General features: G+C 60.0%; 30 protein-coding genes and 1 tRNA gene. 15 read left to right on the forward strand and 16 right to left on the reverse strand.

The genetic code is table 11. The annotated features are described in order from the left end of the window. Nucleotides 1-62 precede the first annotated feature (62 nt). Nucleotides 63-2219, forward strand: a complete 2157-nt coding sequence (locus ACSQ3Z_RS31095; RefSeq protein WP_436175194.1) for a TonB-dependent siderophore receptor — start codon at nucleotides 63-65, stop codon at nucleotides 2217-2219. A gap of 34 nt (nucleotides 2220-2253) precedes the next feature. On the opposite strand, the gene ACSQ3Z_RS31100 is transcribed toward ACSQ3Z_RS31095, so the two are convergent. Together ACSQ3Z_RS31100 and ACSQ3Z_RS31105 are read right to left on the reverse strand one after the other, a co-directional pair. Next, nucleotides 2254-2790 carry a DnaJ domain-containing protein gene (locus tag ACSQ3Z_RS31100; protein ID WP_436175035.1) on the reverse strand — a complete coding sequence of 179 codons (537 nt, stop codon included), beginning with the start codon at nucleotides 2788-2790 and terminating at the stop codon, nucleotides 2254-2256. A 780-nt stretch (nucleotides 2791-3570) separates the two neighbouring features. Continuing rightward, on the reverse strand, nucleotides 3571-3981 hold the full coding sequence (locus ACSQ3Z_RS31105; protein ID WP_436175036.1) for a hypothetical protein: 411 nt from the start codon (nucleotides 3979-3981) through the stop codon (nucleotides 3571-3573). A gap of 71 nt (nucleotides 3982-4052) precedes the next feature. Between ACSQ3Z_RS31105 and ACSQ3Z_RS31110 the strand changes: the two genes are divergently transcribed. Beyond that, on the forward strand, nucleotides 4053-4238 hold the full coding sequence (locus ACSQ3Z_RS31110) for a hypothetical protein (protein WP_436175037.1): 186 nt from the start codon (nucleotides 4053-4055) through the stop codon (nucleotides 4236-4238). Nucleotides 4239-4291: 53 nt separating this feature from the next. Here ACSQ3Z_RS31110 and ACSQ3Z_RS31115 read toward each other — a convergent pair whose 3' ends face one another. Together ACSQ3Z_RS31115 and ACSQ3Z_RS31120 are read right to left on the reverse strand one after the other, a co-directional pair. Further along, complete coding sequence (locus tag ACSQ3Z_RS31115) at nucleotides 4292-4678, reverse strand: DoxX family protein (protein WP_436175038.1); 387 nt, start codon at nucleotides 4676-4678, stop codon at nucleotides 4292-4294. A 91-nt stretch (nucleotides 4679-4769) separates the two neighbouring features. Beyond that, entirely contained in the window at nucleotides 4770-4949 is a 180-nt protein-coding gene (locus ACSQ3Z_RS31120; protein WP_436175039.1) for a hypothetical protein, read from the reverse strand. A 478-nt stretch (nucleotides 4950-5427) separates the two neighbouring features. On the opposite strand from ACSQ3Z_RS31120, the gene ACSQ3Z_RS31125 reads away from it, so the two are divergent. Together ACSQ3Z_RS31125 and ACSQ3Z_RS31130 are read left to right on the forward strand one after the other, a co-directional pair. After that, complete coding sequence (locus ACSQ3Z_RS31125) at nucleotides 5428-6693, forward strand: hypothetical protein (protein ID WP_436175040.1); 1266 nt, start codon at nucleotides 5428-5430, stop codon at nucleotides 6691-6693. A 19-nt stretch (nucleotides 6694-6712) separates the two neighbouring features. Then, nucleotides 6713-6904, forward strand: a complete 192-nt coding sequence (locus tag ACSQ3Z_RS31130) for a hypothetical protein (RefSeq protein WP_436175041.1) — start codon at nucleotides 6713-6715, stop codon at nucleotides 6902-6904. Between the two features lie 64 nt (nucleotides 6905-6968). Here the strand turns inward: ACSQ3Z_RS31130 and ACSQ3Z_RS31135 are convergent, their stop codons facing one another. From ACSQ3Z_RS31135 to ACSQ3Z_RS31180, 10 genes are all read right to left on the reverse strand, one after another. Continuing rightward, complete coding sequence (locus tag ACSQ3Z_RS31135; RefSeq protein WP_436175042.1) at nucleotides 6969-7283, reverse strand: hypothetical protein; 315 nt, start codon at nucleotides 7281-7283, stop codon at nucleotides 6969-6971. Next, nucleotides 7273-7683: a hypothetical protein gene (locus ACSQ3Z_RS31140; RefSeq protein WP_436175043.1), complete on the reverse strand. Its 411-nt coding sequence runs from the start codon at nucleotides 7681-7683 to the stop codon at nucleotides 7273-7275. Before ACSQ3Z_RS31140 ends, ACSQ3Z_RS31135 begins: the two co-directional genes overlap by 11 nt. A 143-nt stretch (nucleotides 7684-7826) precedes the next feature. Next, complete coding sequence (locus tag ACSQ3Z_RS31145; RefSeq protein WP_436175044.1) at nucleotides 7827-8030, reverse strand: hypothetical protein; 204 nt, start codon at nucleotides 8028-8030, stop codon at nucleotides 7827-7829. Continuing rightward, a complete protein-coding gene (locus tag ACSQ3Z_RS31150; RefSeq protein WP_436175045.1) occupies nucleotides 8027-8860 on the reverse strand; it encodes a hypothetical protein in 834 nt (277 codons plus the stop codon). The genes ACSQ3Z_RS31145 and ACSQ3Z_RS31150 overlap by 4 nt, the downstream gene beginning before the upstream one ends. A gap of 12 nt (nucleotides 8861-8872) precedes the next feature. After that, nucleotides 8873-9913 (reverse strand): hypothetical protein, encoded by a 1041-nt coding sequence (locus tag ACSQ3Z_RS31155; protein ID WP_436175046.1) that lies wholly within the window; start codon nucleotides 9911-9913, stop codon nucleotides 8873-8875. Nucleotides 9914-9967: 54 nt separating this feature from the next. Continuing rightward, nucleotides 9968-10258: a hypothetical protein gene (locus ACSQ3Z_RS31160; RefSeq protein ID WP_436175047.1), complete on the reverse strand. Its 291-nt coding sequence runs from the start codon at nucleotides 10256-10258 to the stop codon at nucleotides 9968-9970. 63 nt (nucleotides 10259-10321) lie between these two features. Continuing rightward, entirely contained in the window at nucleotides 10322-10714 is a 393-nt protein-coding gene (locus tag ACSQ3Z_RS31165; RefSeq protein WP_436175048.1) for a hypothetical protein, read from the reverse strand. 118 nt (nucleotides 10715-10832) lie between these two features. After that, nucleotides 10833-11162, reverse strand: a complete 330-nt coding sequence (locus tag ACSQ3Z_RS31170; protein ID WP_436175049.1) for a hypothetical protein — start codon at nucleotides 11160-11162, stop codon at nucleotides 10833-10835. Next, nucleotides 11149-11358, reverse strand: a complete 210-nt coding sequence (locus ACSQ3Z_RS31175) for a hypothetical protein (RefSeq protein ID WP_436175050.1) — start codon at nucleotides 11356-11358, stop codon at nucleotides 11149-11151. Before ACSQ3Z_RS31175 ends, ACSQ3Z_RS31170 begins: the two co-directional genes overlap by 14 nt. A gap of 78 nt (nucleotides 11359-11436) precedes the next feature. Continuing rightward, on the reverse strand, nucleotides 11437-11622 hold the full coding sequence (locus ACSQ3Z_RS31180) for a helix-turn-helix domain-containing protein (protein ID WP_436175051.1): 186 nt from the start codon (nucleotides 11620-11622) through the stop codon (nucleotides 11437-11439). 111 nt (nucleotides 11623-11733) lie between these two features. Between ACSQ3Z_RS31180 and ACSQ3Z_RS31185 the strand changes: the two genes are divergently transcribed. The 3 genes from ACSQ3Z_RS31185 to ACSQ3Z_RS31195 all read left to right on the forward strand — a co-directional run bounded on the left by ACSQ3Z_RS31185 (nucleotide 11734) and on the right by ACSQ3Z_RS31195 (nucleotide 13668). Next, a complete protein-coding gene (locus ACSQ3Z_RS31185; RefSeq protein WP_436175052.1) occupies nucleotides 11734-12348 on the forward strand; it encodes a hypothetical protein in 615 nt (204 codons plus the stop codon). Further along, complete coding sequence (locus tag ACSQ3Z_RS31190) at nucleotides 12345-13511, forward strand: tyrosine-type recombinase/integrase (protein WP_436175053.1); 1167 nt, start codon at nucleotides 12345-12347, stop codon at nucleotides 13509-13511. Before ACSQ3Z_RS31185 ends, ACSQ3Z_RS31190 begins: the two co-directional genes overlap by 4 nt. Nucleotides 13512-13578: 67 nt before the next feature. Beyond that, nucleotides 13579-13668: transfer RNA gene (locus ACSQ3Z_RS31195), tRNA-Ser, on the forward strand. A gap of 407 nt (nucleotides 13669-14075) precedes the next feature. Here the strand turns inward: ACSQ3Z_RS31195 and ACSQ3Z_RS31200 are convergent. Next, entirely contained in the window at nucleotides 14076-14330 is a 255-nt protein-coding gene (locus ACSQ3Z_RS31200) for a hypothetical protein (RefSeq protein WP_436175054.1), read from the reverse strand. A gap of 212 nt (nucleotides 14331-14542) precedes the next feature. Between ACSQ3Z_RS31200 and ACSQ3Z_RS31205 the strand changes: the two genes are divergently transcribed. The 7 genes from ACSQ3Z_RS31205 (at nucleotide 14543) to ACSQ3Z_RS31235 (ending at nucleotide 22178) form a co-directional block, all read left to right on the forward strand. Further along, on the forward strand, nucleotides 14543-15784 hold the full coding sequence (locus ACSQ3Z_RS31205) for a septal ring lytic transglycosylase RlpA family protein (protein ID WP_436175055.1): 1242 nt from the start codon (nucleotides 14543-14545) through the stop codon (nucleotides 15782-15784). Between the two features lie 89 nt (nucleotides 15785-15873). Beyond that, nucleotides 15874-17040 (forward strand): D-alanyl-D-alanine carboxypeptidase family protein, encoded by a 1167-nt coding sequence (locus ACSQ3Z_RS31210; protein WP_436175056.1) that lies wholly within the window; start codon nucleotides 15874-15876, stop codon nucleotides 17038-17040. 161 nt (nucleotides 17041-17201) lie between these two features. Beyond that, nucleotides 17202-17876 carry a dTMP kinase gene (tmk, locus tag ACSQ3Z_RS31215; RefSeq protein WP_436175057.1) on the forward strand — a complete coding sequence of 225 codons (675 nt, stop codon included), beginning with the start codon at nucleotides 17202-17204 and terminating at the stop codon, nucleotides 17874-17876. Then, nucleotides 17873-18928 carry a DNA polymerase III subunit delta' gene (locus ACSQ3Z_RS31220; RefSeq protein WP_436175058.1) on the forward strand — a complete coding sequence of 352 codons (1056 nt, stop codon included), beginning with the start codon at nucleotides 17873-17875 and terminating at the stop codon, nucleotides 18926-18928. The genes tmk and ACSQ3Z_RS31220 overlap by 4 nt, the downstream gene beginning before the upstream one ends. An 89-nt stretch (nucleotides 18929-19017) precedes the next feature. Further along, on the forward strand, nucleotides 19018-20568 hold the full coding sequence (gene metG, locus ACSQ3Z_RS31225) for a methionine--tRNA ligase (protein ID WP_436175059.1): 1551 nt from the start codon (nucleotides 19018-19020) through the stop codon (nucleotides 20566-20568). Next, nucleotides 20568-21362: a TatD family hydrolase gene (locus ACSQ3Z_RS31230; protein ID WP_436175060.1), complete on the forward strand. Its 795-nt coding sequence runs from the start codon at nucleotides 20568-20570 to the stop codon at nucleotides 21360-21362. Before metG ends, ACSQ3Z_RS31230 begins: the two co-directional genes overlap by 1 nt. 3 nt (nucleotides 21363-21365) lie before the next feature. Then, the gene (locus ACSQ3Z_RS31235) at nucleotides 21366-22178 is read left to right on the forward strand and encodes an MBL fold metallo-hydrolase (RefSeq protein WP_436175061.1); all 813 of its coding nucleotides are present in this window, start codon (nucleotides 21366-21368) and stop codon (nucleotides 22176-22178) included. 336 nt (nucleotides 22179-22514) lie between these two features. Here ACSQ3Z_RS31235 and ACSQ3Z_RS31240 read toward each other — a convergent pair whose 3' ends face one another. Continuing rightward, nucleotides 22515-23003 (reverse strand): RidA family protein, encoded by a 489-nt coding sequence (locus ACSQ3Z_RS31240; protein WP_436175062.1) that lies wholly within the window; start codon nucleotides 23001-23003, stop codon nucleotides 22515-22517. 159 nt (nucleotides 23004-23162) lie between these two features. Here ACSQ3Z_RS31240 and ACSQ3Z_RS31245 point away from each other — a divergent pair, with 159 nt between their 5' ends. Then, nucleotides 23163-23846, forward strand: coding sequence for a TetR/AcrR family transcriptional regulator (locus ACSQ3Z_RS31245; RefSeq protein WP_436175063.1), 684 nt, complete (start codon nucleotides 23163-23165; stop codon nucleotides 23844-23846). Nucleotides 23847-23872: the final 26 nt, after the last annotated feature.

A 23872-nucleotide genomic window follows, 5' to 3' on the forward strand; every position in this document is an offset into this window, starting at 1 on the left:
ATAAATGATCAAGTATCTCAATTTCGACAGGCGGACCTTTCCTCATGAGCAGAACTTACTGGATGAAGTCGCTTCTGGCGGGCAGCGTCGCCGCTGTCGCGATGATCCCGCCGATGGCTGCGTTCGCGCAGACTGCGCAAACCAGTACCCAGCTCGAACCGGTGCTGGTCGAGGGCGAGGCGGGAGATAGCGCGACCGGGTCGGTCGACGGCGTCGTCGCCAGGAAGACGACGACCGGCTCCAAGACGGCCACCGATCTCAAGGACATCCCGCAATCCGTCTCGGTGATCGGCCGCCAGGAAATCGATGACCAGGGCGCGCAGAAGGCCGACGAGGCGCTGCGCTACACTGCCGGCGTGTTTGCCCAACCTTTCGGCCCCGACAGCGACACCAACTGGATGTTCATTCGGGGCTTCCAGGCGACGGACACCGGCGTCTACATGGATGGGCTGCAACTGTTCAGCTATGGCTTCGGCGGCTTCTATGTCGACTCGTTCGGATTGGAACGCATCGAGGTGCTGAAGGGACCGGCTTCCGTGCTCTATGGCGGCAGCAATCCGGGCGGTCTGGTCAACTATGTCAGCAAGCGGCCGGATTTCGAGCGCAAGCGCTATGTCGAAACCGGAGTCAACGATGCCGGCAATGTCTATCTCGGCTTCGATGTCGGCGACGTGGCTAGCAATGGCGCTGTCAGCTACCGGATGACGGGCATGGTCGCCGGCGGCGACACTTACAGCGACTTCCAGGACGGCTGGCGCGGCTTCATTTCGCCAAGCATCAGCTGGAAGCCGGACGAAGCAACAACGCTGACCATTCTGGCCAACTACAGCCACATCGACGAGAACCACAATGGCGGCAGTTTTCTGCCTTACGACGGTACGGTGACGGACCGGATCGTCAATGGCGTGAACTACGGCCGCATCGACCCCGACGCCAACTTCACGGAACCGGGCATCGATCTCTACAAGCGCGAACAAGGCTCGATCGGCTACGAGTTCGAGCACACTTTCGAGAATGACTGGACGGTGCGCTCCAACATGCGTTTCACCGCCGCCGATATCAATGAGGTCAATGTCTACCCCAACGGGTGGGCAAGTGCGACGCAGCTGAACCGCATCAACTTCGGTCACGACACCGACGCGATGACGTTCCTGTCGGACCTGCAGATCGAGGGCAAGGTGGAGACCGGCCCAATCGAACACACGCTGCTGGCCGGCATCGACTACAAATACTACAACATCGACCAGGTGCAGTCGTCGGCCCTCTTCGGAACGACCCCACCGATCGACGCCTTCGACCCTGTCTATGGTGCGCCGCTTACAGAGCGCGTCAGCTATCTCAATCAGGATCTGACGCAGAAGCAGCTCGGCTTCTATGCGCAGGACCAGCTGCGCTTCGGCGACGGCTGGCTGGTAACGCTGAATGGCCGCTATGACCGTGGCAGGCTCGAAGCCGACAATCGCCCGACATACTACTCGGCGAGTTCCACCACGCAGAACAGCACCGTTGGCGACTTCTCTGGCCGCGCCGGCCTCGCCTATGAGTTCGCCAACGGCGTAACCCCCTATGTCAGCTTCGCCACCTTCTTCAACCCGATCATCGGAACCGACGCGAACGGCAATCTGTTCAAGCCGGAGGAGGGCGTACAATACGAGGCTGGCATCAAATACGTGCCGACCTTCATGGATGGCCTGTTCACCCTGTCGGTGTTCGACTTGACCCGTCAGAATGTGCCTTCGAACGTTACTCTGTTCACACAGCTGCAAACCGGCGAGGTGCGCTCGCGCGGCGTGGAGCTGGAAGGCAAGGTGAACGTCACCGAGGATTTCCGGGTAACGGCTGCTTTCACCGCCAATGACATCGACATCACCAAGGACGAAGATGCGGCGCTGATTGGGAAGACACCCTTCATCGTGCCCGAGGTCATGGCCTCGGCCTCCGTCGACTACACCTTCCGCGGCGGCTGGTATGACGGTTTCTCGATCGGCGCCGGCGTGCGCCACATTGGCTCCTCATGGGCCGACAATGAGAACACGTCGAAGGTGCCGGCTGTCACGCTCGCCGACCTGAAGCTCGGCTACGAGAAGAAGGACTGGGGCGTCGATCTCAACATCACCAATCTCTTCGACAAGACCTATGTCGCCAGCTGCCAGGGCCTTGCCGTATGCAGCTACGGCGAAGGCCGGTCGTTCAAGCTGAAGGCGCATACCAACTGGTGACGACCCAAGGGGAGCCGGGGACGAGCCTTCCGCATCAGCCTGTATGGTCCAGTAGTCTGGTGGTGATGTCAGGACGATGTTCGGAATTGGCGCGATCGATGCCCTCTACGGTGATCGCGAACATCCCGTTTTCGATCCTTGCAATCCAGCCTTTTGCTTTGAGATACCAGAGATGAAACTCCAGGTGTTCACGCGGACAGCCTGATAAGCGTTCGAGTTCTGTATCGCCAATGCCGGGATTGTTCACGTCTTGCCGGCGTTTGACATAAAGAAGCGAGAGCACTTTGGCCTGAATGACGACGTCCCGTTCGATGCCTTTGGTGTTGCCGGCTTCCTCAGTCAACTCGCGCCGAAGGTTCAAATGGTCTTTATACTGAATGTCATACTGCGCGCGCTTGACCGGATCTCTGAGCGTATTGTGGGCCTCCACGATTTCGCTGAAGCGTGCTTCATCACCGGTATTTTGATTATCGGGATGGTAGCGCATAGCAAAATGACGAAATATCCGTTCTATCGTTTCCGAGTTGGCGTTCGGGCTGATTTCCAGAGTTTCGTAGTAGTCAATGAACATAGTGGCGCCCCCACGACATCGCTATTGCGCACACCGGCGGGCCTCCGCCAGAATCCGCCGAGCGGAGCGCAAGTTGTCTTAGAGTGTTTGGCGAGCCCACCGCGCCCCTCCCGACTTCAACCACGCCGTAATATCAGCATAAAGCTTGTACGAACTCTTTACGAAAGTCGCAGGTCGGACCTCTGCCGCCATTGCTCAGACCTCTCGCATCAGATTAGAGGACTTCGGTTGAGCCGGCATGATACAAACGTCGACAAATCCGCACCGTCGTCGCCATCATGGTTGTCGCTGCAAGTGGTTGATTCCTCCGGGATGTAAGTTCTGGGACGTGCCACGGTCCCGCTTAGCATTTATGTGCATACGCTGCCTGGTCAGCAGGAAGGCGCCGCAGCGGTGGTTGACGCCGCCCTCAATGCCGCTCTACAGGAATGAAAGTGCGAACCGGTCGGGAACGCCTTCGGTGCCAATCCGGTGCCAACTGCCCGAACTGACCGAAAGCGAAATCCTAAGTGATTGAAAAATCACAATGGAGGGATGGCCGAGCGGTTTAAGGCACCGGTCTTGAAATTCGCTTACGCCCATACCGCCCAATCCTTCCCTGTCCCGCTCTATCTCGTATTATCAATGGGATAAGCGGCATCTTGCGCTTTTGATCCCGTCTCGTCATTGGCCGTGCTACCGAGTTCGGTAGCAAAATGGTAGCAGCGTGTTCGCGGGCTGTTCCACAAATAAAAAGCCGCCACCGTGAGGCAGCGGGCCAGCTAGGCAAATTTGCCGAGGTCAGTTCGCCTTCACGATGTTTTGGCTCGAACACAGGTCTTCGGAATTGGCGGCAAGCCGCTCGGCCAAGTCTCGGGCAATCCAAAGCAAGCCGTTCACGTCCTCTATGTCGGGAACCTCTAGCGCCTTTTCCGTGATGACGTTGATGACGGAGGAAAAGTTACAGCACGAAGCAGCTTTGAAAGTCATCAGGTTGGCAATGGAATTGACCTCCGCCGTCGAGGCCCGGGGCGCTTCCCCAGCCATTAACCATGCGTTAACCCTGTTGTTGACAGGCCGGCTTTGCAAGCGCCTGATTGCAGCGGGCAGGGGTATGGGGCAATGGGCAATCAATCGTGGAAAATGGCGGTTGAACTCGACATGGCCGGCGGCAGGCCGTTCGTTCGTGTGATCGACAACGGCGTCGTGCACATCAGGTTATTCGAGAAGCAGTCCGAGGCAGAAGCCTTCGCGCAGATCGAGAAGGTGCGCCTAGGTTCCAAATGCTGGACAACATCGTAGCGTGGTTCAAGGCGATGTTCCGGGAAAGGCACCAAACCCACGCCCTCACCCAGCGAGGGCAGGCCAAGAAGGACAAGTCCTTCTATAGGACGTTGGCCATCGACGGGAAGCGCCATCCCACCGCCCGCGAAGAGCAGGCCAAAATGGACAAGAAGGATCGCGATTAAGGCTACCCGGCTTGTCGGTCATCTTCTCGGTGGCGAAGCTTGAGCTTCTTCATTCAGCTTCGGTTGTCAACGCTCCATTGACCGGGCCCCGCGAAAAACAGGTAGAGGAAGGCAAAGCAGAACAGGATCGCTGCATCGCCCATATTGTTCGCAGGGAAAAACCCTTGTTTGGCGTGCACCATGAAATACGCGACCGCCATCATTCCGCAGAGGATGAAAGAGACCGGCCGGGTCAAAAAGCCCACTAGGACCAATAGACCGCCGACGAATTCAAGAATCCCCGTTATCAGCTCCAACGTTTCCGTGCCGGGCTGTGCGGGCATCGTCGAGGGTGGAAAATTGAAAAGCTTCTGGGTGCCGTGTTCCAGGAACAACAGTGCCACAACGATTCGGAACACTCCCAAGGCATGAGGCGAATATTTGGAAAGGGCCTGAAACATCAGAAACTCCGTCGTGCCAGTCCGCCGAGCGGGAGTACAATGAGATTTGCGGCATTATGTAGCAAAAGCACCAAAGGTGTCGGGGGACTATCTAGGCCTTGTCCTTGTGGACTATGAAAAGCTTCGGCTGGTGGGCTTCGCGGATGATCGTGAGAGCTTCGTCTCTGGTGATGCCGACCTTGCGGGCATAGTAGGCAGCTTCTCTTTCCAGATCGCCTTCTGATGGCGCTTCAACCGCCTGCTTCGCTTTCTGCTTTGCCTTCTTTCCCATGTGCCGAATCATAGCACATTCAGCCTGCCAACCCTATGGCTAGCTATTCCGCTGGGTCGCCCGGAATGGCGTCATGAACGTCCGTGACGATGTAGCCTTTTCTGGTAGTGTCTCAGTTGCGACTCTGGCCTCATCCGATTTGAGGATGGAGGAACCAAACACCGCCGTTTTGCCAGGTATCCGCGATGATTGACGGGCCTATAACCTCGCCAGCCGGCGAGCAATCGGTTCGCCGTCGAAGGCCTTCAGCCACGCGTCCGCATACTCTTGCCAGTACTGGGGCACGTCTCGCGCCTTGCCGTCCCTGCGAGCTTGGACACCGTACATCCACGCATATGCAAAACGCTCATGGTCCTTTCTAGCCACCACCATTTTGGTCGTCCGTGCGTCAACAGGAAGTCTGTTCACGCGGTTGACGGTGAATCGACATCGTCAGCAATCTGTAGAATAGTGCCCGCCAGGAGTTGGGGAGGAACTGTTGACTTCAGAAGTGTGCATTATGAATAGGCTTGCCGTCGTGCTTGCCGCCGACAGCGCCACAACCGTCACATACTGGACAGAGAACGGAAAGGAAGAGCGCTACTTCAAAGGCGCGAATAAAATATTTCAGCTCTCTGACTTCGCCCCTGTCGGAATCATGATCTTTGATTCGGCGGACATTTTGAGAGTGCCATGGGAAGTGGTTATTAAGTCTTTCCGACAAAACCTAGGGACAAAGACGTTTAATAACATAGCAGGATACGCGAACGAGTTTTTCACGTTTATCGAAACGAACACGCGCATTTTCCCTAAAGAGATTCAGCATGAGGCTTTTATCAACGCGGCGCGATCCGCTGCACTTCAAACAGCTGTAGAGGCAACCCGTCAAGAACCCGCCGACAAGCATACCGAGTTGTTGGACGCAGCTGTCCAGTTGCGGCGTGCGGAAGTGGATGCAATTGACCTCATGGAATGCATCGGCGCAGAACTGCCGGCCGAAATCTCAACAAATGTCAGAGAGGAGCTCGGGAAAGCGATTGGAGAGTGGTTGGACGAGCTGAACATAGGGCGACCTTCAGATATGGATGCTATGGCCGACTTAGGTACCATGGAGGTCTTCAAGGATCCGAAGGAACACATGAATACCTGCGGGTTGGTTTTCGCTGGGTTTGGCGATCACGACATTTTCCCCACCATGACTGAGTATACATCGTGCGGCCTGCTAGGCGGTAAGCACGTACAATCGCTGACTTCCACCATGGCGATCGACCACGACACCCCAGCTTGGCTCTCGGCATTTGCCCAAACCTCCATGAGCGACACTTTCGCGGCAGGCGTTAGCCTGGACATATATGGCTCGCTGATGGGAGCAGTGGCGGAGGGGATTGCCGCATTTGCCGATGAGCTTGCTAAGGCAGCCAACATTGACCTCCAGGCCATTCCGGCCATTGATGATTTGAAGACGCAAGCCCGGCGATCAATTGGCAGCAGCGTGTTGGATCGCGCACGGAACGAGCACGCAATCCCGATGAGACGGGTGTTAGGCGCATTACCGGTGGACGAATTAGCCGAATTGGCGGAAACCTTAATCAACCTTCAATCGTTGAAGGAGAAGGTGACGAAGCCATCAGAGTCTGTCGGTGGCCCAGTTGACGTAGCCGTAATTACACGCAATGAAGGGCTGGTTTGGATCAAGCGGAAGCATTATTTTGATCCGGCCATCAATTCCAGATACATGCAGCGTCAAATGTCGATCCACAAATGATTCGTCACGGAGCACCAAAATGAGCACCGACGCATTCATTTCAACGAAAGCACCGCAAATGGCCGACCTTGCACGCCGTGGCGCTCCACGCGAAGCGACAGACCCTATGCGCGAACAGACCGTTCGCGACTACAAAGAATTTGTGGACAAGGTAAATCGCGCCACCGATTCTGATATGGCCCAGAGTCTGCTTCGCCATTTTGCTCGCTAAAAAGGGCGTCCTGCCAGCGCCAGCACGACGCCAGCGGACAAGGTGAAGGCCAGCGAGTCGATCATCATCGCTTGGCCCTCAAAACCTTCATCGGCTCAGGGTCAAATACTGACATTTGGGCGGCCAACATCTTGTCTTGAAGCGCGCCGGCATCGGGGTCGCGCCGAATGCCCTCGGGATAAGTGGTATCGGCGAAGGCCGGGGCGGTTTCCCACGGCTTCAAATTGAGCGAAGCCGTCTGAGCGCAATAGCAGGCGAACGTCGCCACCTCTTCCCAGGGCCGATCCTTCAACATGCTGGCGATCTGGCCGGCGCGGCTGGGGTCGCGGGATGCGATTTCCATGCAACGTTGCAGGGCTTTCTTGTCCTTAGCGTTCATTGGCCATCATCTCGTAGGCGCTCGGCTCCCAGCCGCTGTTTCGTTTGCGTCCAGCGGTCTTCGGATCTTGCTGGGATTGAGGGGTCATTCGCAGGGAACGAGCCGCCGCTGATGCCGCGCGCGTCTCGCGTTCGCGCATCTTCAGCAGCCTGTCGAACCGCTCTAAGCCGCCTTCCTTCACGAGCCATTCCGGGCGGAATTCCGCGACCATCTTGGAAAGATCGCGCGCCGAAACAGAATGCCGGACATAGCTCGCCAGCAGTTCGGCGTTTTCCGGCCGAAAGAAACCAGACGGCATGCAGGCAATCATGTCGAACCACATCGCGGCCTCGGCTTCAGACAGACCTTCTGCCGGTCTCAACGTGGTCGCCTGACCAACATTGATGGTTTGGATTGCCAAGCTGGCCGCCGATTTCCTGCCGCGTGTTGCCAATCAAAAAGGCCTTTCTGAAATCAAAAATTGTGGACGGTTAGGGTAGTGAAACTGTCCGAGCGGTAGGCGCTTTTGACTTGCGGGAATCGACAATGTCCCCCCCTGGGTGCTCAAGGACATGATGGCCTCCACTTCGACGGATCATGCATGGCACGCCACTCGCTCAAGCCGGCTTCGAAGGCTGCAGCGTCAATCTGCACTGGCCATGTGATCGACTGGAAATAGACGGCGTCAGCGGCGTCATATCCCCAAAGATGAATGGTCTGGCCATCCTCGCACAGGATCGGGTCAATCTGTTCGATCGCTGGTTTCATTTCGCCTCCAGCTTGTGCGCTTCGCCAGACTTCACGCACAACTTCCAGCCAGCCGGCGACTCGTTGGGCCTAAGGCCCTGGCTATCGATCTGTGCTGCCCAGAGACCGCCCTTGAACGTGGCGAATTCGCCGGCCCTAAACCACTGGTCAGCCTTCCACACGCCTTTGTACAACGGCAGCGACGGTGCTTCTGCTTTGGAAGCGAGAGGCGCATCCCAGAACTTCCTGCCGTCATCGCCATCGCGCAGGATTTCGAACCGGCAATTTGGGTTGGCGCCCGCGCGGCAGACCGACACCTCGCGCAGTTCCATCCCGTCATAGAACTTGACGCCATCGACCACGCTCAAGACCTTGCCCGAGCCCGGCGTGCATGAGACGGAGAAGCAAGCGACATCGCCGGACTTGATCAGCTTTTCTGCATGCTGGGCCGCGAAGTGGTCGTCCAGCCAGGCGCGGATATAGACGCCGGTTACCGATCGCCGGATGAAGTAGATACTGCCAATCGGCTCATAGTCCTTGGCATGCTCGGAAAACAATGGGAGCGGTAAGCGCGCTTCTATGCCTCGGCTCCAGATAGCCTGCCTATGGCTGTCGATCGCAGGCGTTGACGCCGTCCCATGGATCCTGAGAGCGTCGGCCTTTGGCTCAATTTCCATCCAATCCACATCGCCGCCATTCACCCAGGCAGGAAGTTCGGCATGCGGAACCTCGGCAAGTTTCGGCGCGTACTGGCGTTCCAGCGCGGCGATTTCTTCCGGCGAGCGATCGACCACGAACCGACGCACGAAAAGCGTGCCGTTCGATAAATATTCCGCTTCATCGTATGGCATGGCGATATAGCCTCAAGCCGGGCTGTCGCCGCTGGAGCCCCAGGCAACGTCGGTGACCTTGCAAAAGGCGGTGTCCCGCAAGCGCTCGACGCCGAAAAAGACTTCAGGCATCAGGCCGACCAAATTTCGCTGCCACAAATTGATCAGCGTCGATGAAGCCGTGGTCGGGCTGTCCGGGCTGCTTTCCATTTGGATGTTCGCGTGACGTGCCGACTTGATGTCGATGCCGAGCGCGTCGCCAGCCAGGCCGGCAGCATCGACAAGGCCGAGTGTGCCGGCGGCGAGAGCGTCGCAGGCCATCGCCGGCACGCTGCACATGCTGCCGCCGACCGGCGACATGTCTGGGAAGGTGAATGTTCCGCCGTCGATCAGCGTCGATGCGGAAATGGCAACGTCCGGCGCCATGACGAGCAGCGGCCGGCTTTCCGACGTAAGGCCGGCATGTCGGAACAACCATCTCAGGTCGATCGCCGCTGCGCTGGAGGTGATGCCGGCAGAGCCATTGACCGGCGTGTTCGCGTCGGTGATCAAGCTGAAAAATCCCGCATCGACGCTCGCCGTGATAGCGCGCCTCAATTCTGTGGAAAGAAACGCCTCGCCGCCTGTCGACAGAAATCTCAGAAATTCGTCCGACAAGACGACGATGCCGGCGGCGCGAACCGCATCAATCGTCACGTCGTCAGATGCCATTCGCGAAACCTTGATCGCCTCACTTTCGTTGACGATCCCGATAGTTGCGGCGCCTGTCAGCCAGGTAAGCCGCTGACGAAGAGGAATGCGCATCATGCCGTTGTCGAGCAGGCGGAAGAATGCGCTGGAGTTGCGCAAAAGCGGCGCGAACGATGTCAAAATCTGCTGCGTCTGCGTCAAACCGGCGAGGTCGCTGTCGGTCGTCAGATGAGCCGCGATGGCTTTCATGACGCGCTCGGGAGCGCCGAAGTTTTCAGCCGCCTGTCGGACTGTTCCAACAGTTTCCCCGAAAAGGACTGACTTTGCCCATATGGCCAAGTGGCTGGTGTTTTCGGCGAGGCTGATAGCGGTCAGGTTGCGCATGGGTGGATCTCCAAATCAGAGCCCGAATCTAGCAAGAAAAATTTCCCGCACCCGTCACGCGTGACGCTTGTTCATAAGGTCGATCGCCTTCGCCAATGCCTCAACAATGGCGTCGATATTTTCGGAATCCCATTCCGGCAGCAGGCCGGCTTCCACCAAGGCACAGGTGGTATCCTGGCGATGGAATGGCACATGAGGTGCAACGATACCCTTGGCTCTACGCTTGCGTCGTTGACGCTCCGCTGCTTGTGCTCGTTTCCTTTCTTCCAAAGCGGAGGTCTCAAAGTCTTCTCTCGGTTTTAGTTTCGGTCTTGTCTCCTCTCGGTCTGTGGTCTCACGTCTCACGTCTCGGTCTCGGTCTCGGTCTAGTCTTCTGTATCGGTAGCCTTTCGATAGCCTATCCATAGTCTATCGAACCCGCTGAAGGATTGGAGTGTTTGCGAGCCGTGAGTGGTTGCTGAGTTCGCTGTTCACCACGACCTCGCTCTGCCCGCCCCAATCGGTCTCACAAAATTCGGCTTCGGCCTTTTCGCGCAAGGGATCGCTGTCGATTTTGTTGATGAGGCGGCGGGCGCCCTTGGCGTGCTTCGCATTGGTTGGCGGGTTGTGCCTAAACCAGCGATCTACAAACACCTCTTCCGTTGCCCGATCGAAGCTTATGAGGGCGGCGGCAGCGAGCAGATCGCGGGCTGTCCGGTATCGTTCCATCGCCCAGCCGAGATCTGCGATTGCGTACCCATCGGGCAGCCTGAAGCAGCCAGAGGAATTCATGTGGTCGCAGGTCATGTAGTAGACCAGCAACAGCCGCTCATCGCTCCCCTGGAGCCCAAGGAAGCGCGGCGAGCGCCATAGGGCTGGCGAGACCTTGGACCATTCCCGCCCGCTCATGGGGTGGCCTCGCATTTGAAGGCCGAAACCTTCAGTTCGCGCTCGGCCGCCTTATGATGCTTCCTGCAAGCCACTGACAAAAAAGTGGGGTTTTCCATTCCGGGTGATGGGCGTCCGTCTTGGGATCGCCGCAGACTTCGCATGGCTGGCGCTCGATGATGCCGCGCCTGATCGCAGACGCCGTGGCGCTGTGGCACCAGGCTGCGATCGGATTGCGCTGCCGCCACCGTGCTTGCGGCGTGACCGCATTTGCTTGAGGTTTGCGCTTTTTCCGTCTAAGTTCGTGGCGTTCAACTACTTCGATTTTGAGAGCCGGTCCCGTCGCGAGCGGGCCGGCTTTTTCGTCGTCATGGAGAGACATTCGCGCCTCCCCGGATCTGATGCGATTGGCGAATCGCCTGGCACGTTTCCAAGGCACTAAGGCCGAACATCTCGCGCAAGGCGGGCACCAGCGGCGCCGGGCGCTGCCTCGGTGGGGTGGCGGCAAGCCATTCGGCAGCCTGGTCGATCGCGGCGGTATGCTCATGCTCGGGCGGGCTGAGGTCGGCGGCGGTCATGGCAGCCATCCGGCGACAGATGCGAGTAGGAACAGCAGCGCGGCGGCGCTGACGACGTAGGTGAGGGTGGCGGCCATGTTATGCGGCCGTCCCATTCAGCATCCGCTCAAAGGCGGCCTTCGGAACCTTCAACAATTTGCCGAAACGGATGGTCGGTATCTCGCCTCTTGCCGCCGCTTCGTAACTGGCATTGCGGCCCAAGCCGAGCTTCGCGCCCGCTTCTGGCACTGTCATTACGACACTGTCAGTCTGCTCCTTCGTCATGTCTGCTTCCTTTCTGGCTTACAATGTGTAAGGCAATATCGGCCTGTCCGTTGACCTACGCAACAGGACCGACTACATTCTGTAAGACAGTTTTCTGCGGTGGAGACATTTATGGGCAAGCGTGGACCGGCGCCAAAGGGCGAATACGAAAACAAATCCAACGTCTTGTCGACGCGAATTAGAGGTGACACCCGAGCGCATTTGGTAGCAGCAGCTAAGGCGTCTGGCCGTTCACTCAGTCAGGAAATCGAGCATAGATTGCGCCGCACGTTCATCGACGATGCGCGAATCGAGGACGCTTTCGGCGGTCGCCGAAACTATCTGCTGATGCGAATGGTCGCGCTCGCTGCCGAGTCGGCTTTCAGATTCACCGGCCGCGAGAGCAATTGGCTGGACGAGCCAGTAGCGTTCGATGCCGCCTTCAAGATGATCCAGGAAATCCTGACGGCGATCCGCCCGGTAGGCTCCACCGACGACCCCTCTTGGGATGAGAACGATCGAACCAAACTTGCACAAGTATGGTCGGACATCACATGGTCCGACGTTCAGACGGCTGACCCGACGCTTCCCCTAGACTCACCAATCGAAGACGCGCGGGAGGCATTGTTCAACGGGATGCTCAAGACCGATCTCGGCCCCTTGGTAAATCGGCCTCGATACCAGATTGATGAAGATGGAATTCCACACCGCCAGACGGGTCACAATGAGAAGGGATCTTCCAAATGAAAGGCCACGTCAAAGAGCGCTCGCCCGGCAAGTGGGTCATTGTCCTCGATATCTACGATGCGGCCGGCAAGCGGCGCCGCAAGTGGCACACGTTCGAAACCACGTCTAAGCGGAAGGCGGAAGAGGAATGCGCCCGGCTCATCACAGAGTTGAAGAGCGGCAACTACGTCGAGCCGACAAAGCAGACCATCGCCGAGTTCTTGGATGAATGGCTGAAATTCATCAAGCCGTCCGTGGCGCCGAAGACGCATGAACGATACGCCGAGATCCTGCAGAAGGGTGTTGCGCCGCTCCTAGGCGACGTGACGCTCGCGAAGCTGAAAACCGACAGGATCGACGGCGCCTTCACGAAAGCGCTCACAGAAGGCCGCAGGGACGGGAAGGGCGGGCTTTCGCCGCGGACGGTCCATCACATGCGCCGAGTGCTCATCAAGGCGCTGGGACAGGCTGTGACGTGGGATAGGCTGGCGAAGAACCCGGCCTCGGCGACGACGCCGCCAAAGGTCGAGCGCAAGACCATGCTGGCTTACGACGCCGAGCAGACCGGCGATCTGCTGGCAGCGCTGAAAGGAACCAGGATCTATGTTCCCGTCCTACTAGCCGTCATGTGCGGCCTTCGGCGCGGCGAAGCGATCGCGCTGCGCTGGGGCAACGTCGATCTCGACGGCAAGAGCATGGCCGTGGTGCAGAGTGCCGAGCAGACGAAAGACGGGGTGCGCTATAAGGAACCAAAGTCCGGTCGCGCCCGCACGGTGGCGATTTCGGCGACCGTCGTTGACGAATTGCGGGCTTGTCGAGCCCGCCAGGCTGAGGAACAGTTGAGGCTCGGCATTCGCCTCAATGATCATTCCTTTGTGGTTGCCCAGCCGGACGGCCAACCTATTCAGCCCCGATCATTGACCCACGAGTGGGTCAGGATCATCGGCAACACCGCCTTACCCCGCATTCGCTTCCATGATCTCCGGCATACCCACGCTTCGCAGCTCTTGGCGGCCGGTGTGCATCCGAAGATCGCCAGCGAGCGGCTTGGGCATTCGTCGATCGGCATCACGCTCGATCTATATTCACACGTCATGCCTGGAATGCAGGCCGACGCTGCCGAGCAGGTTGACGCTGTGATCCAACGCGCGGTAAAGGCGAAGGCGCAAAAGGCCATTCGGTAGCAATTCGGTAGCAGCAGCCATTTTAGACGCAGCTTGAAAACCAGAAAAGCTAACGAAATCAAGCCTTGGAGGGATGGCCGAGCGGTTTAAGGCACCGGTCTTGAAAACCGGCGTGGGCGCAAGTTCACCGTGGGTTCGAATCCCACTCCCTCCGCCAGATTTTCCCGCGATTGAAATACGTTGGAAAATTGACCGGAAGGGCGCCTCAGTCTTTCCTTACACAGACATCAGTTGGCTCGTGATCTAGCGCCTACGATTGCATCCACCAGCTTGCGAGGGAGATTGCAACGGCGACGCCTAGTATGATGGCGAAGATCGTGACGAGGCGCATGCGCTTCGCCGACCTCGTGCGACGAGGCCGGGACGCTGGCGCATAAGCACTGTAGATGCGCCGACCATCTTCCTCAAAGCGGTCGCTGTTTGGATAGGCTCTCTTAGGCTTAGATCGCGGTCGCAGGATACCCATCGGCTGACGATATAGCAGCTGTCGGCCGCCTTGAAGCCTGAATACTACCTATTTAGCAATTGCTTGCATTTCGCCCTAGGGAAGATGCTTGCTGCTTCCTAATTGCCGGCCATCAACACAAGTGTCGTCCGCGTTTTGCCTGCTTCGGCCTGCTTGCGGCAATGTTCCGGGATGTTCGGCCAAATTGCCACGTCGCATTGCACCATGGGTTCGGCAGTCATCTCTACGTTGGCAGCCTCGCTGGTGGATGACGCAAACAGCAGCGTCTCGGTCATAAGCCCGGCGACGGCCGCGACCTGTGTCAGCACGATGGCGAAAGCGACATTTTTAAGCATCCGGCCACAACGCGCCAAGCGGGCGCCGGTTCCATCTTGTGCCTCGCGCCATCCGCGGCGAGGGCGTGCCACAATCTCGCCCGGTTCCGACCATAATCGGTTAATACCGTGATAAACAATTCCTGTGCACAAGGGGATTGGGGATCAGGGTGTCGCTGGCATGTTTCGTGCGGGTGCTTTGGCTCCACGGAATTCAGCTGGCAGCGAGACTGTAGGGGACATCAGGAAAAATGCAGACTTCGGCGCGCCCGCGTCTTCGTCGCGCTCCCGCTTTCGTGCTGTTCGCCGCTTCGGCGGCGTTGCTGGCTGCCTGCGCGGCGCCGCAGCCGAAGGCGATGGTCGACACCAGGAAGCCGCGCTCCAAGGAGTATTTTTCCGAAACCGAATATGGCGTGAAGGCAAGCCCGCGCGTCAGGTTCAATATGGCTTCCATCCCTCGTGGCGGCGGCCGCGACCAGCTCGGCAAGCCCTACCAGGTGCGCGGCAAGTGGTATTATCCGAAGGAAGACAGGCGCTACGCCAAGGTGGGTCTCGCCTCCTGGTATGGCGATGCGTTCCACGGCCGGCTGACCGCCAATGGCGAAATCTACGATATGAAGCATCTGACGGCGGCGCATCCGACCATGCCGCTGCCGAGCTATGCCCGCGTCACCAATCTCAAGACCGGCAGCTCGGTCATCGTGCGCGTCAACGATCGCGGTCCCTATCACGAGGGGCGCATCATCGACGTGTCGCAGCGTGCCGCCGAAATGCTCGACTATTCCAATATCGGCACCGCCAAGGTGAAGGTCGAGTATGTCGGCCGCGCCCCGCTCGACGGCAATGACGACCAGTATCTGATGGCTTCCTACCATCCTGGCAACAGGGCGCCGGACCCGTCCGACGGCCTGCCGACCGGCGTCATGGTCGCCATGAATGGCCCGTCGCCGAGCCTGCCGGCGAGCGCCGCCGCCGTGCCGTTTCCCGGTCAGCTGACCGATTCAGGCCAGCGGCCCGAAGCGCAGCCGGTCATGTCCTTGCAGGCCCCGTCTTCCAGCGATGTCACGCTGCCAGATTTCGGCCCGATCGTGCCCGAGCGGCCGGCAATCAACCTGCCGCCACAATCGCCCTTTGCCATGGCCTCGCTGTCCTATGCGGACGAGCGTGTCGAACGCGCCGACGTCTTTGCCGCTTTGGGCGGCCAGGGCATGTCGCCTGCCTATGTCTTGCAGTCCTGGAAGCGGACCAACCCGCAGACCCCGTCGGCCACCACCGACTATGTCGCGGCCGGTTCGTTCGAGGATGTCGCCGAAGCCAGGCGCGTGGCGGCCGGGCTCGCAGGCTTCGGCAAGACCGAGATCCAGCGCTCCGACCTCGATGGCAAGGACTGGTATTCGGTTAATCTCTATCCGGACGGCCATGGCAGCCTGGACGAGATGCTTCAGGCCGCGTGGTCGCATGGCGCGCCGGACGCGCTTGTTGTGCGCAACTGATCAATTTTGCGCTCGCAGTTGATCCGCCGGGAAAAAGCCTGATAGCTTTGCGGGCATGACGCACGCCGGCTAACGGGTCGAGATTCCTTATGCAATTTCGCTTTTTCTCGCCTGTCGCGGGGCTTCTGGGACTTGGCCTGCTGCTGCTTTCGCTGGCTTCGGCGAGCGCGCAGCTATTCGAGACGAAGGCCGCGCAGGCCTTCATGATCGACGCCGAAACCGGCACCGTCCTGTTCGCCAAGGATGCCGACAAGCCGATCCCTCCGGCATCGATGGCCAAGCTGATGACGATGGAGGTGGTATTCAACGCCATCAAGTCCGGCCGCATGACGCTCGACGACACCTTCGTGGTCAGCGAGAACGCCTGGCGCACGGGCGGCGCCCCGTCGGGAACCTCGACCATGTTCGCCAAGCTCAAATCGGCGGTCAGCGTCGGAGACCTGATCCAGGGTGTGACCGTGCAGGCCGCCAATGACGGTTGCATCGTGCTTGCCGAAGGCATGGCCGGATCGGAGGCGAACTTTGCCGCGCAGATGACCGAGCGCGCGCGTCAGCTCGGCCTGCAGAAATCGACCTTCGTCAACGCGACCGGACTGCCGGCCGACGGACAGCAGACGACGGTGAAGGAGCTCGCGCTTCTGGCGCTGCACATCTGGCGCGACTACCCCGAGTTCTTCCGCTATTACGGCCAGCCGGAATTCACCTGGAACAAGATCACCCAGAAGAACCGCAACCCGCTGCTCGCCATGGGCATCGAGGCCGATGGCTTCGTGGCCGGCACGAGCGAGGCGGCAGGCTTCGGCATCGTCGGCACCGTCAGCCATAGCGGCACGCGGGTGATCGCAGCGATGAGCGGGCTGGCCAACGACCGCGAACGGTCCGAAGAGGCGCGCAAGCTGCTCGACTGGGGCTCGCGTTCGTTCGAAAAGACCGAGATCTTCGCTAAGGACGAAGTGGTCGGCGAAGCCGCAGTCTTCGGCGGCGCCAAGTCCGGCGTAGCGTTGAAAGCCAAGGGGCCGGTGGACATTTTCCTGCCGATCGCCAATCGCGACAAGCTGACCGCAAAGATCGTCTATGACGGGCCGGTTTCCGCACCGGTCGAAGCCGGGCAGCCGGTCGGCGTGCTGCGCGTCTGGATCGGCGACACGCTGAGCCAGGAGACGCCGCTCTTCGCGGCCGAGTCGGTTGGCGTCGGTACGCTGCCGCAGCGCGCGCTCGATGCCGCGAAGGAACTGGCCGTCGGCTGGCTGCGTTAGAGCAATTCCAGGAAAAGTGCGCAGCGGTTTTCCGTCTCGGAATTGCGACAGATAGTTTGGGACGGAAGCGGCTGGGAGTTCTGGCCGAGGTCGTGGACCTTTTTTCAAGCCGGGACTAAGAGAGCATCCAGACCAGGGCGGCACGGCAAAGGCAGTTTCGAGTGGCGAGCGGATTTTTCATCACCTTCGAAGGCGGCGAGGGCGCCGGCAAGTCGACGCAGATCGAGCGCCTGGCAAGGAAGGTGCGCGCCAAGAAGTACGATGTCCTCGTCACCCGCGAGCCGGGCGGCTCGCCGGGCGCTGAAGCGGTCAGGCATGTGCTGCTTTCAGGTGCCGCCGAACCTTTCGGCCCCAAGATGGAGGCGCTGCTTTTCGCGGCCGCGCGGTCCGACCATGTCGAACAGGTCATCCGGCCGGCGGTCGAGCGCGGCACGATCGTGCTTTGCGACCGCTTCATGGATTCCTCGCGCGTCTACCAGGGCGTCACCGGCGGCCTCGATCCAGCATTCATGGAGGCGCTGGAGGAGGTCGCCATCAACGGCATGGTGCCCGACATCACGCTGATCTTCGACATCGACCCGGCCGAAGGCCTGCGGCGCGCGACAGCGCGGCGCGGCGCCGGCGACGGACCGGACCGCTTCGAAAAAGAGACCCTTGATATCCACCAGCGCCGCCGCGAAGCGTTCCTCGCAATCGCCGCGGCGGAACCGGAGCGCTGCATCGTCGTCGACGCTTCCGCCGATCCCGATACGGTCGAGCATGTCGTCACCGCCGCCGTGTTCGCCGCCCTGGAGACCATGACGCCGGCCAACAAGCGGCAGGTGGCGCCCGCATGATCTTCGAACGCATCGCCCCCGAGCAGCACGACACGCTGGACGGCGTGCCGGAGCCATCCGAAACGCCGCGCCTGGTCGGGCATGCGCAGGTGGCCGCCATGTTGGCCGCGGCCTATCGCTCCGGCAAGCTGCCGCATGCGCTGATCCTTGCCGGGCCGATCGGCATCGGCAAGGCGACTTTAGCCTTCCACCTGGCGCACCATCTCTTGAAGCATCCGGCCTTCGAAAAGGCGCCGGACGCGATAGCCGTTCCCGATCCGGCGTCATCGCTGTTTCGCCAGATCGCCACCGGGGCACATCCTTCGGTGCTGCATCTGACCCGTCCGGCCAACGACAAGACCAAGAGCTTCAAGACGGTCGTCACCGTCGACGAGATCCGCAAGGTCAGCCGCTTCCTGTCGCTGACCTCGCACGACGGCAGCTACCGGATCGTGATCGTCGACCCGGCCGACGACATGAACATCAATGCTGCCAATGCCTTGCTGAAGAATCTTGAGGAACCGCCGGCACGCACGCTGTTCGTTCTCATCGTCCATGCGCCGGGCAGCCTGCTGCCGACGATCCGCTCGCGCTGCCAGATGGTGCGGCTGACGCCGCTCGACGCCGAGGACCTGATGACAGTCCTCCAGGGCATCGAACCGCCACCGCCGGAAGAGCCGGCAGCACGCGCAGCACTAGCCGAACGGGCAGGGGGCAGCGCCCGCAACGCGATCCTTTTGACTCAATATGGCGGGCTGGAGATTGCGGCCGCCCTGGACGCCCTTGTCGGCGCCAGAAAGAGCGACGTCACCGGTGCCTATCGGCTTGCGGAGGCCGTCGGCGGCCGCGACCAGGCGATCCAGTTCGACATCTTCAACCGCCGAGCATTAGACCTGCTCTCGACCGGGGCCAGCGAGGCGGCACTTGCCGGCGATCTGGCGCGGGCCAAAACGCTGTCGGACACTTGGCACGAGGCGCTGAACGCTATATCCGAGACTGACACCTACAATCTCGATAAGAAGCAGCACGCTTTGACCATGATCGACCGCCTGAACTCTGCAATGCGAATGTGAACGCGGCCTTGGCCTCGGGATGGCAATCGCCGTCTCGATGCGATATCCACCGCCACACTCCCATTCAGACATTCATGACGGCTTCATCCATGGCACGCGAAAAATATTACCTGACCACTCCGATCTTTTATCCGAACGGCAAGCCGCACATCGGCCATGCCTATACCGTCATTGCCAGCGACGCGCTGGCTCGTTTCCAGCGTCTCGACGGCAAGGATGTGTTGTTCCTCACCGGCACCGACGAGCACGGCCTCAAGATGCAGCAGACGGCCGAGAACGAAGGCATAACGCCGATCGCGCTTGCCGACCGCAATTCGGCGATCTTCCGCTCGATGACCGAAACGGTCGGCGGCTCAAACGACGAATTCATCCGCACGACGGAACCGCGCCACTACGCCTCCTGCCAGGCGATCTGGAAGGCGATGGCTGCCAATGGCGACATCTATCTGGACCGCTACAGCGGCTGGTATTCGGTGCGGCAGGAGGCCTATTTCGACGAGAGCGAAACCACGCTCGGCGAGGATGGCGTGCGCCGCGAGCCGCTTGGCTCGCCGGTCGAATGGAACGAGGAGGAAAGCTATTTCTTCCGGCTGTCCGCCTATCAGGACAAATTGCTGGCGCTGTATGAAAACCAGCCGGATTTCGTCGGTCCGGCCGAGCGCCGCAACGAGGTGCTCAGCTTCGTCAAATCCGGCCTCAAGGATATCTCGATCTCGCGCACCACCTTCGATTGGGGCGTCCCGGTACCGGGCGACGACAAGCATGTGATGTATGTCTGGGTCGATGCGTTGACCAACTACATCACCGCCGCCGGCTATCCCGACACCAAGGCCGAGAAATGGAGCTTTTGGCCGGCCACGCATATCATCGGCAAGGATATCGTCCGCTTCCACGCGGTGTATTGGCCGGCTTTCCTGATGTCGGCCGGGATCGAACTGCCGAAGCGGGTCTTTGCCCACGGCTTCCTGTTTAACCGCGGCGAGAAAATGTCGAAATCGGTCGGCAATGTCGTCGACCCCTTCACCATGGTCGAACACTACGGTCTCGACCAGGTGCGCTACTTCTTCCTGCGCGAAGTGCCTTTCGGCCAGGACGGCAGCTACAGCCACGATGCCATCGTCAATCGCACCAATGCCGATCTTGCCAACGGCCTCGGCAACCTGGCGCAGCGTTCGCTGAAGATGATCGCCAAGAACTGCGATGGCGTGGTGCCGAAGCGCGGCGAACTGACCGACGCCGACAGCACCATACTAAATCAGGCGGTGGAGGCACTCGCCGTCGCGCGCAAGGCGATGGCAGATCAGGGCATCCATTTGGCACTGGCGGCGATCTTCGGCGTGGTAGCAGAAGCCGACCGCTATTTCGCTTCTCAGGAGCCCTGGGCGCTAAGCAAAAGCGACCCAGAGCGTATGGAGACGGTTCTGTGGACGACGACCGAAGTCGTCCGGCGCGTGACACTGCTGTGCCAGCCCTTCGTTCCGGGGTCGGCCGCCAAGCTGCTCGACCTGCTGGCGGTGCCGGCAGACAGCCGTGACTTCGCGCATGTCCACGCGGACTATGCGCTCGTACCTGGCACGACATTGCCCGCGCCGGAGGCGATCTTTCCGCGTTACATCGAAAAGCCGGACGCGAACGCCTGATGCTGGTCGACAGTCACTGTCATCTCGATTTTCCTGATTTCGCCGAGGAGCGGGCGGCAATCGTCGCCCGCGCCAAAGCGGCCGGCATCGACCGCATGGTCACGATCTCGACGCGTGTGAAGCGGTTCAATCAAATACTTGAAATCGCGAAGTCTTTTGACGACGTCTATTGTTCCGTCGGCACCCATCCGCACAATGCGGCTGAAGAGCTTGACGTGACGACCGACGAACTTGTCCGGCTCTCCGCTCATCCAAAGGTGGTGGCGATCGGCGAGGCCGGGCTCGACTACTTTTACGATCACGCCCCGCGCGACGCGCAGGCCCAAGGCTTTCGCACCCATATCGCCGCCGCGCGCGCGACCGGCCTGCCGCTGGTCATCCACGCCCGCGACGCCGATGACGACATGGCAGCGATCCTCGAGGACGAAACAGGGAAGGGCGCCTTCCCCTTCATTCTGCATTGTTTTTCGTCGGGACGCCGGCTGGCCGAAGTCGGTGTTGCGCTCGGCGGCTACGTGTCCTTCTCCGGCATCCTGACCTTCAAGAATTCAGCCGAGCTGCGCGCCATCGCGGCCGACGTACCGCATGACCGTCTGCTGGTCGAAACCGACGCGCCATATCTCGCGCCGATCCCGTTTCGCGGCAAGCGCAACGAGCCCGCCTATGTCGCGCATACGGCCAAGGTGCTGGCCGAAACGATTGGCGTCAGCGAGGCCGAGATCGCTGATATCACCACGGACAATGTCTTCCGGCTTTTCGGGAAAATGCCGCGTCCGGGCGCGCCGGGCGCCTGAGGCATGAGCGACCGGCTGCGCCTTACCATTCTCGGCTGCGGCTCGTCGCCCGGCACGCCGCGCATCACCGGCGACTGGGGCAATTGCGACCCGGCCAATCCAAAAAACCGGCGCATGCGCACGGCGGCACTCGTCGAGCGCATCGCGGCGAACGGCGCCAAGACCACGGTTGTCATCGACACCGGACCGGATTTCCGCGAGCAGATGCTGCTGGCATCGGTCAAACGCGTCGACGCGATCATCTACACACACCCGCATGCCGACCATATCCACGGCATCGACGATCTGCGTGGCTTCGTGCTCGAACAGCGCCATTTGATCGATATCCACGCCGATCAGCCGACGATGCAGCGCCTGCGGCAGGCATTCGGCTATTGCTTCGAAACGCCACCGGGCAGTTCCTATCCGCCGATCGTGCGCGCCCACATCATCGACCATGCCAGGCCGGTGGTGATCGAAGGCGAGGGCGGCGCCCTCACCCTTGAGCCGCTGCCGCAGATCCATGGCGACATCATCTCGCTTGGCTTCCGCATTGGCCGGCTTGCCTATTGCCCTGACATCAGCGACTTTCCAGACGCCACCACGGAACGGCTGCGCGGCCTGGATATGCTCGTCATCGACGCGCTGCAGTACAACACCCATCCGAGCCATCTGTCGCTCGATCAGGCGCTTGGCTGGATCGAGAAACTGGCGCCGAAGAACGCCGTGCTGACCCATATGCACGGGCCGCTCGACTACGCCACGGTGATGGCCGAGACTCCGGACAATGTCGTGCCGGCCTATGACGGCATGACGATTGAAATCCCTTGTGACTGAGAACCGCGAATCGGGATCAGGCGCCATCAGTTCGATCTCGTTAAAAGCCGCCGCGTTGCAACAGGCGCCCAAACAATAGGCGCCAAGCCTCTGACAATTCGAAGCAATTTCGTCTGGGCGCTACACTTTCCACCATACCAAACAGTTCCATAATCTATCTTATGCGACTTTCTGATGTGGCTGCTATCTAGTAGTGCGACAGTGCGAGACGTTGTTGGTCGGCCCTCGTAATTGCGAGCGCGCCGCTGTCTGCGGCGCGCTCGACCCATTTCAATTCGAGCGATCGGACCAAAAGCGCCGCCCACTATTCCAGAATGACCCCAAAGGCACCGCCCACTATTCCAGAATGACCACGGCCTCCACCTCGAACAGCATGGGGTCAGTTGCAAGCTTGGGAACCGGAACCAGAGTCTGCGCCGGCAGCGCGGCGCCGAACATTTCCTTGACGTTCTTGGTCAACACCTCGAGCTTGGACATATCGTGATCGACCACGAAGACCGTGAGCTTGGCGACCTGATCCCGCTTGGCACCGAGCGCATCGAGGGCGGCGCCCAGATTTGCATAGGCCTGCTTAACCTGGACTGCAAAGTCGGGCGACAAGGCTCCCCTGCTGTCTTGGCCGCCTTGTCCGGAGATGTAGGCCACCCGGGCTTCGCGGGGCACGATCACCGCGGTGCTGTAGCCATTCGGCGTCGGGTCGTAGAGGTTTTGTGGATTGACGATGGTCAGCTTGAGATCATTCTCATTCGCTGTCGTCGCAGTGGGAACTCCCATGGTCATGGTGATTAGCCCTCCGATAAGCAGGTGCTTGATTGTGCGTGACATGATTTGGCTCCGCCGATTGTTGGCAACGTACCCTCGCCTATGCTAATGAATCATACGGCGTACGAGTCATCGTATAGTACAACGTACCAGTCAAGCGGTCTGCGTCGAACATTCCTGACGGCGCCTGCCAAAATCGAGTTCGGCCAGCGAGGAACACGGATGGCAGTCAAACCCGGCGGCACCCGGAGCAAACGCTCTCGGCGGACGTCGCCCCAGCCCGAGCAGGAGCCGCGCAATGAGCCGCCGCTTTCCAAAGAACGCATCGTGGCCACCGCGGTGGAATTGTTGGATGCCGGGGGACGTGACGCATTGACGATGCGCCGGCTGGCCGATCGCCTCGGCTCGGGGGCGATGAGCCTATATTGGCACGTCGACAACAAGGAGGAGGTCTTTGATCTGGCGCTCGACTCGGTGCTCGAATATCGCGGACCGGCGCAAATGGTTGAGTCTCAAGACTGGCGCGGCGAGGTCGTTCATGTGCTCGAAGACTGGCGCGCCAGCATGCTGCGCCATCCCTGGTCGGCATCGCTGTTGCCGCGCCGAGCCCTCGGCCCGAACATCCTCGGTCGCCTGGAACTGCTGAGCAAGACCTTGTCGAGAGCCGGTGTAGCGGACACAGATCTGAACGTCGCGATATGGTCGCTGTGGAACTATGTGATGGGCGCCACCATCACCCGGACGAGCGTCGACCTCTCGGACGACGACAGGGCCGCCGCGCAGCAGCGTCTTGCCAGCGAACGCTATCCGACAATCGAACGCTCTCGTTTGCTGTTGGATAACGATTGGGACGGCGCTTTTAGGAAAGGCCTCGACTTCCTGCTCGATGGCCTCGCTCCAAGATAGCAAACAGCCTTACTTCAACGCCGAAA

The sequence above is a fragment of the Mesorhizobium sp. LjNodule214 genome (assembly GCF_964252735.1).
In the GTDB taxonomy this organism is placed as follows: domain Bacteria; phylum Pseudomonadota; class Alphaproteobacteria; order Rhizobiales; family Rhizobiaceae; genus Mesorhizobium.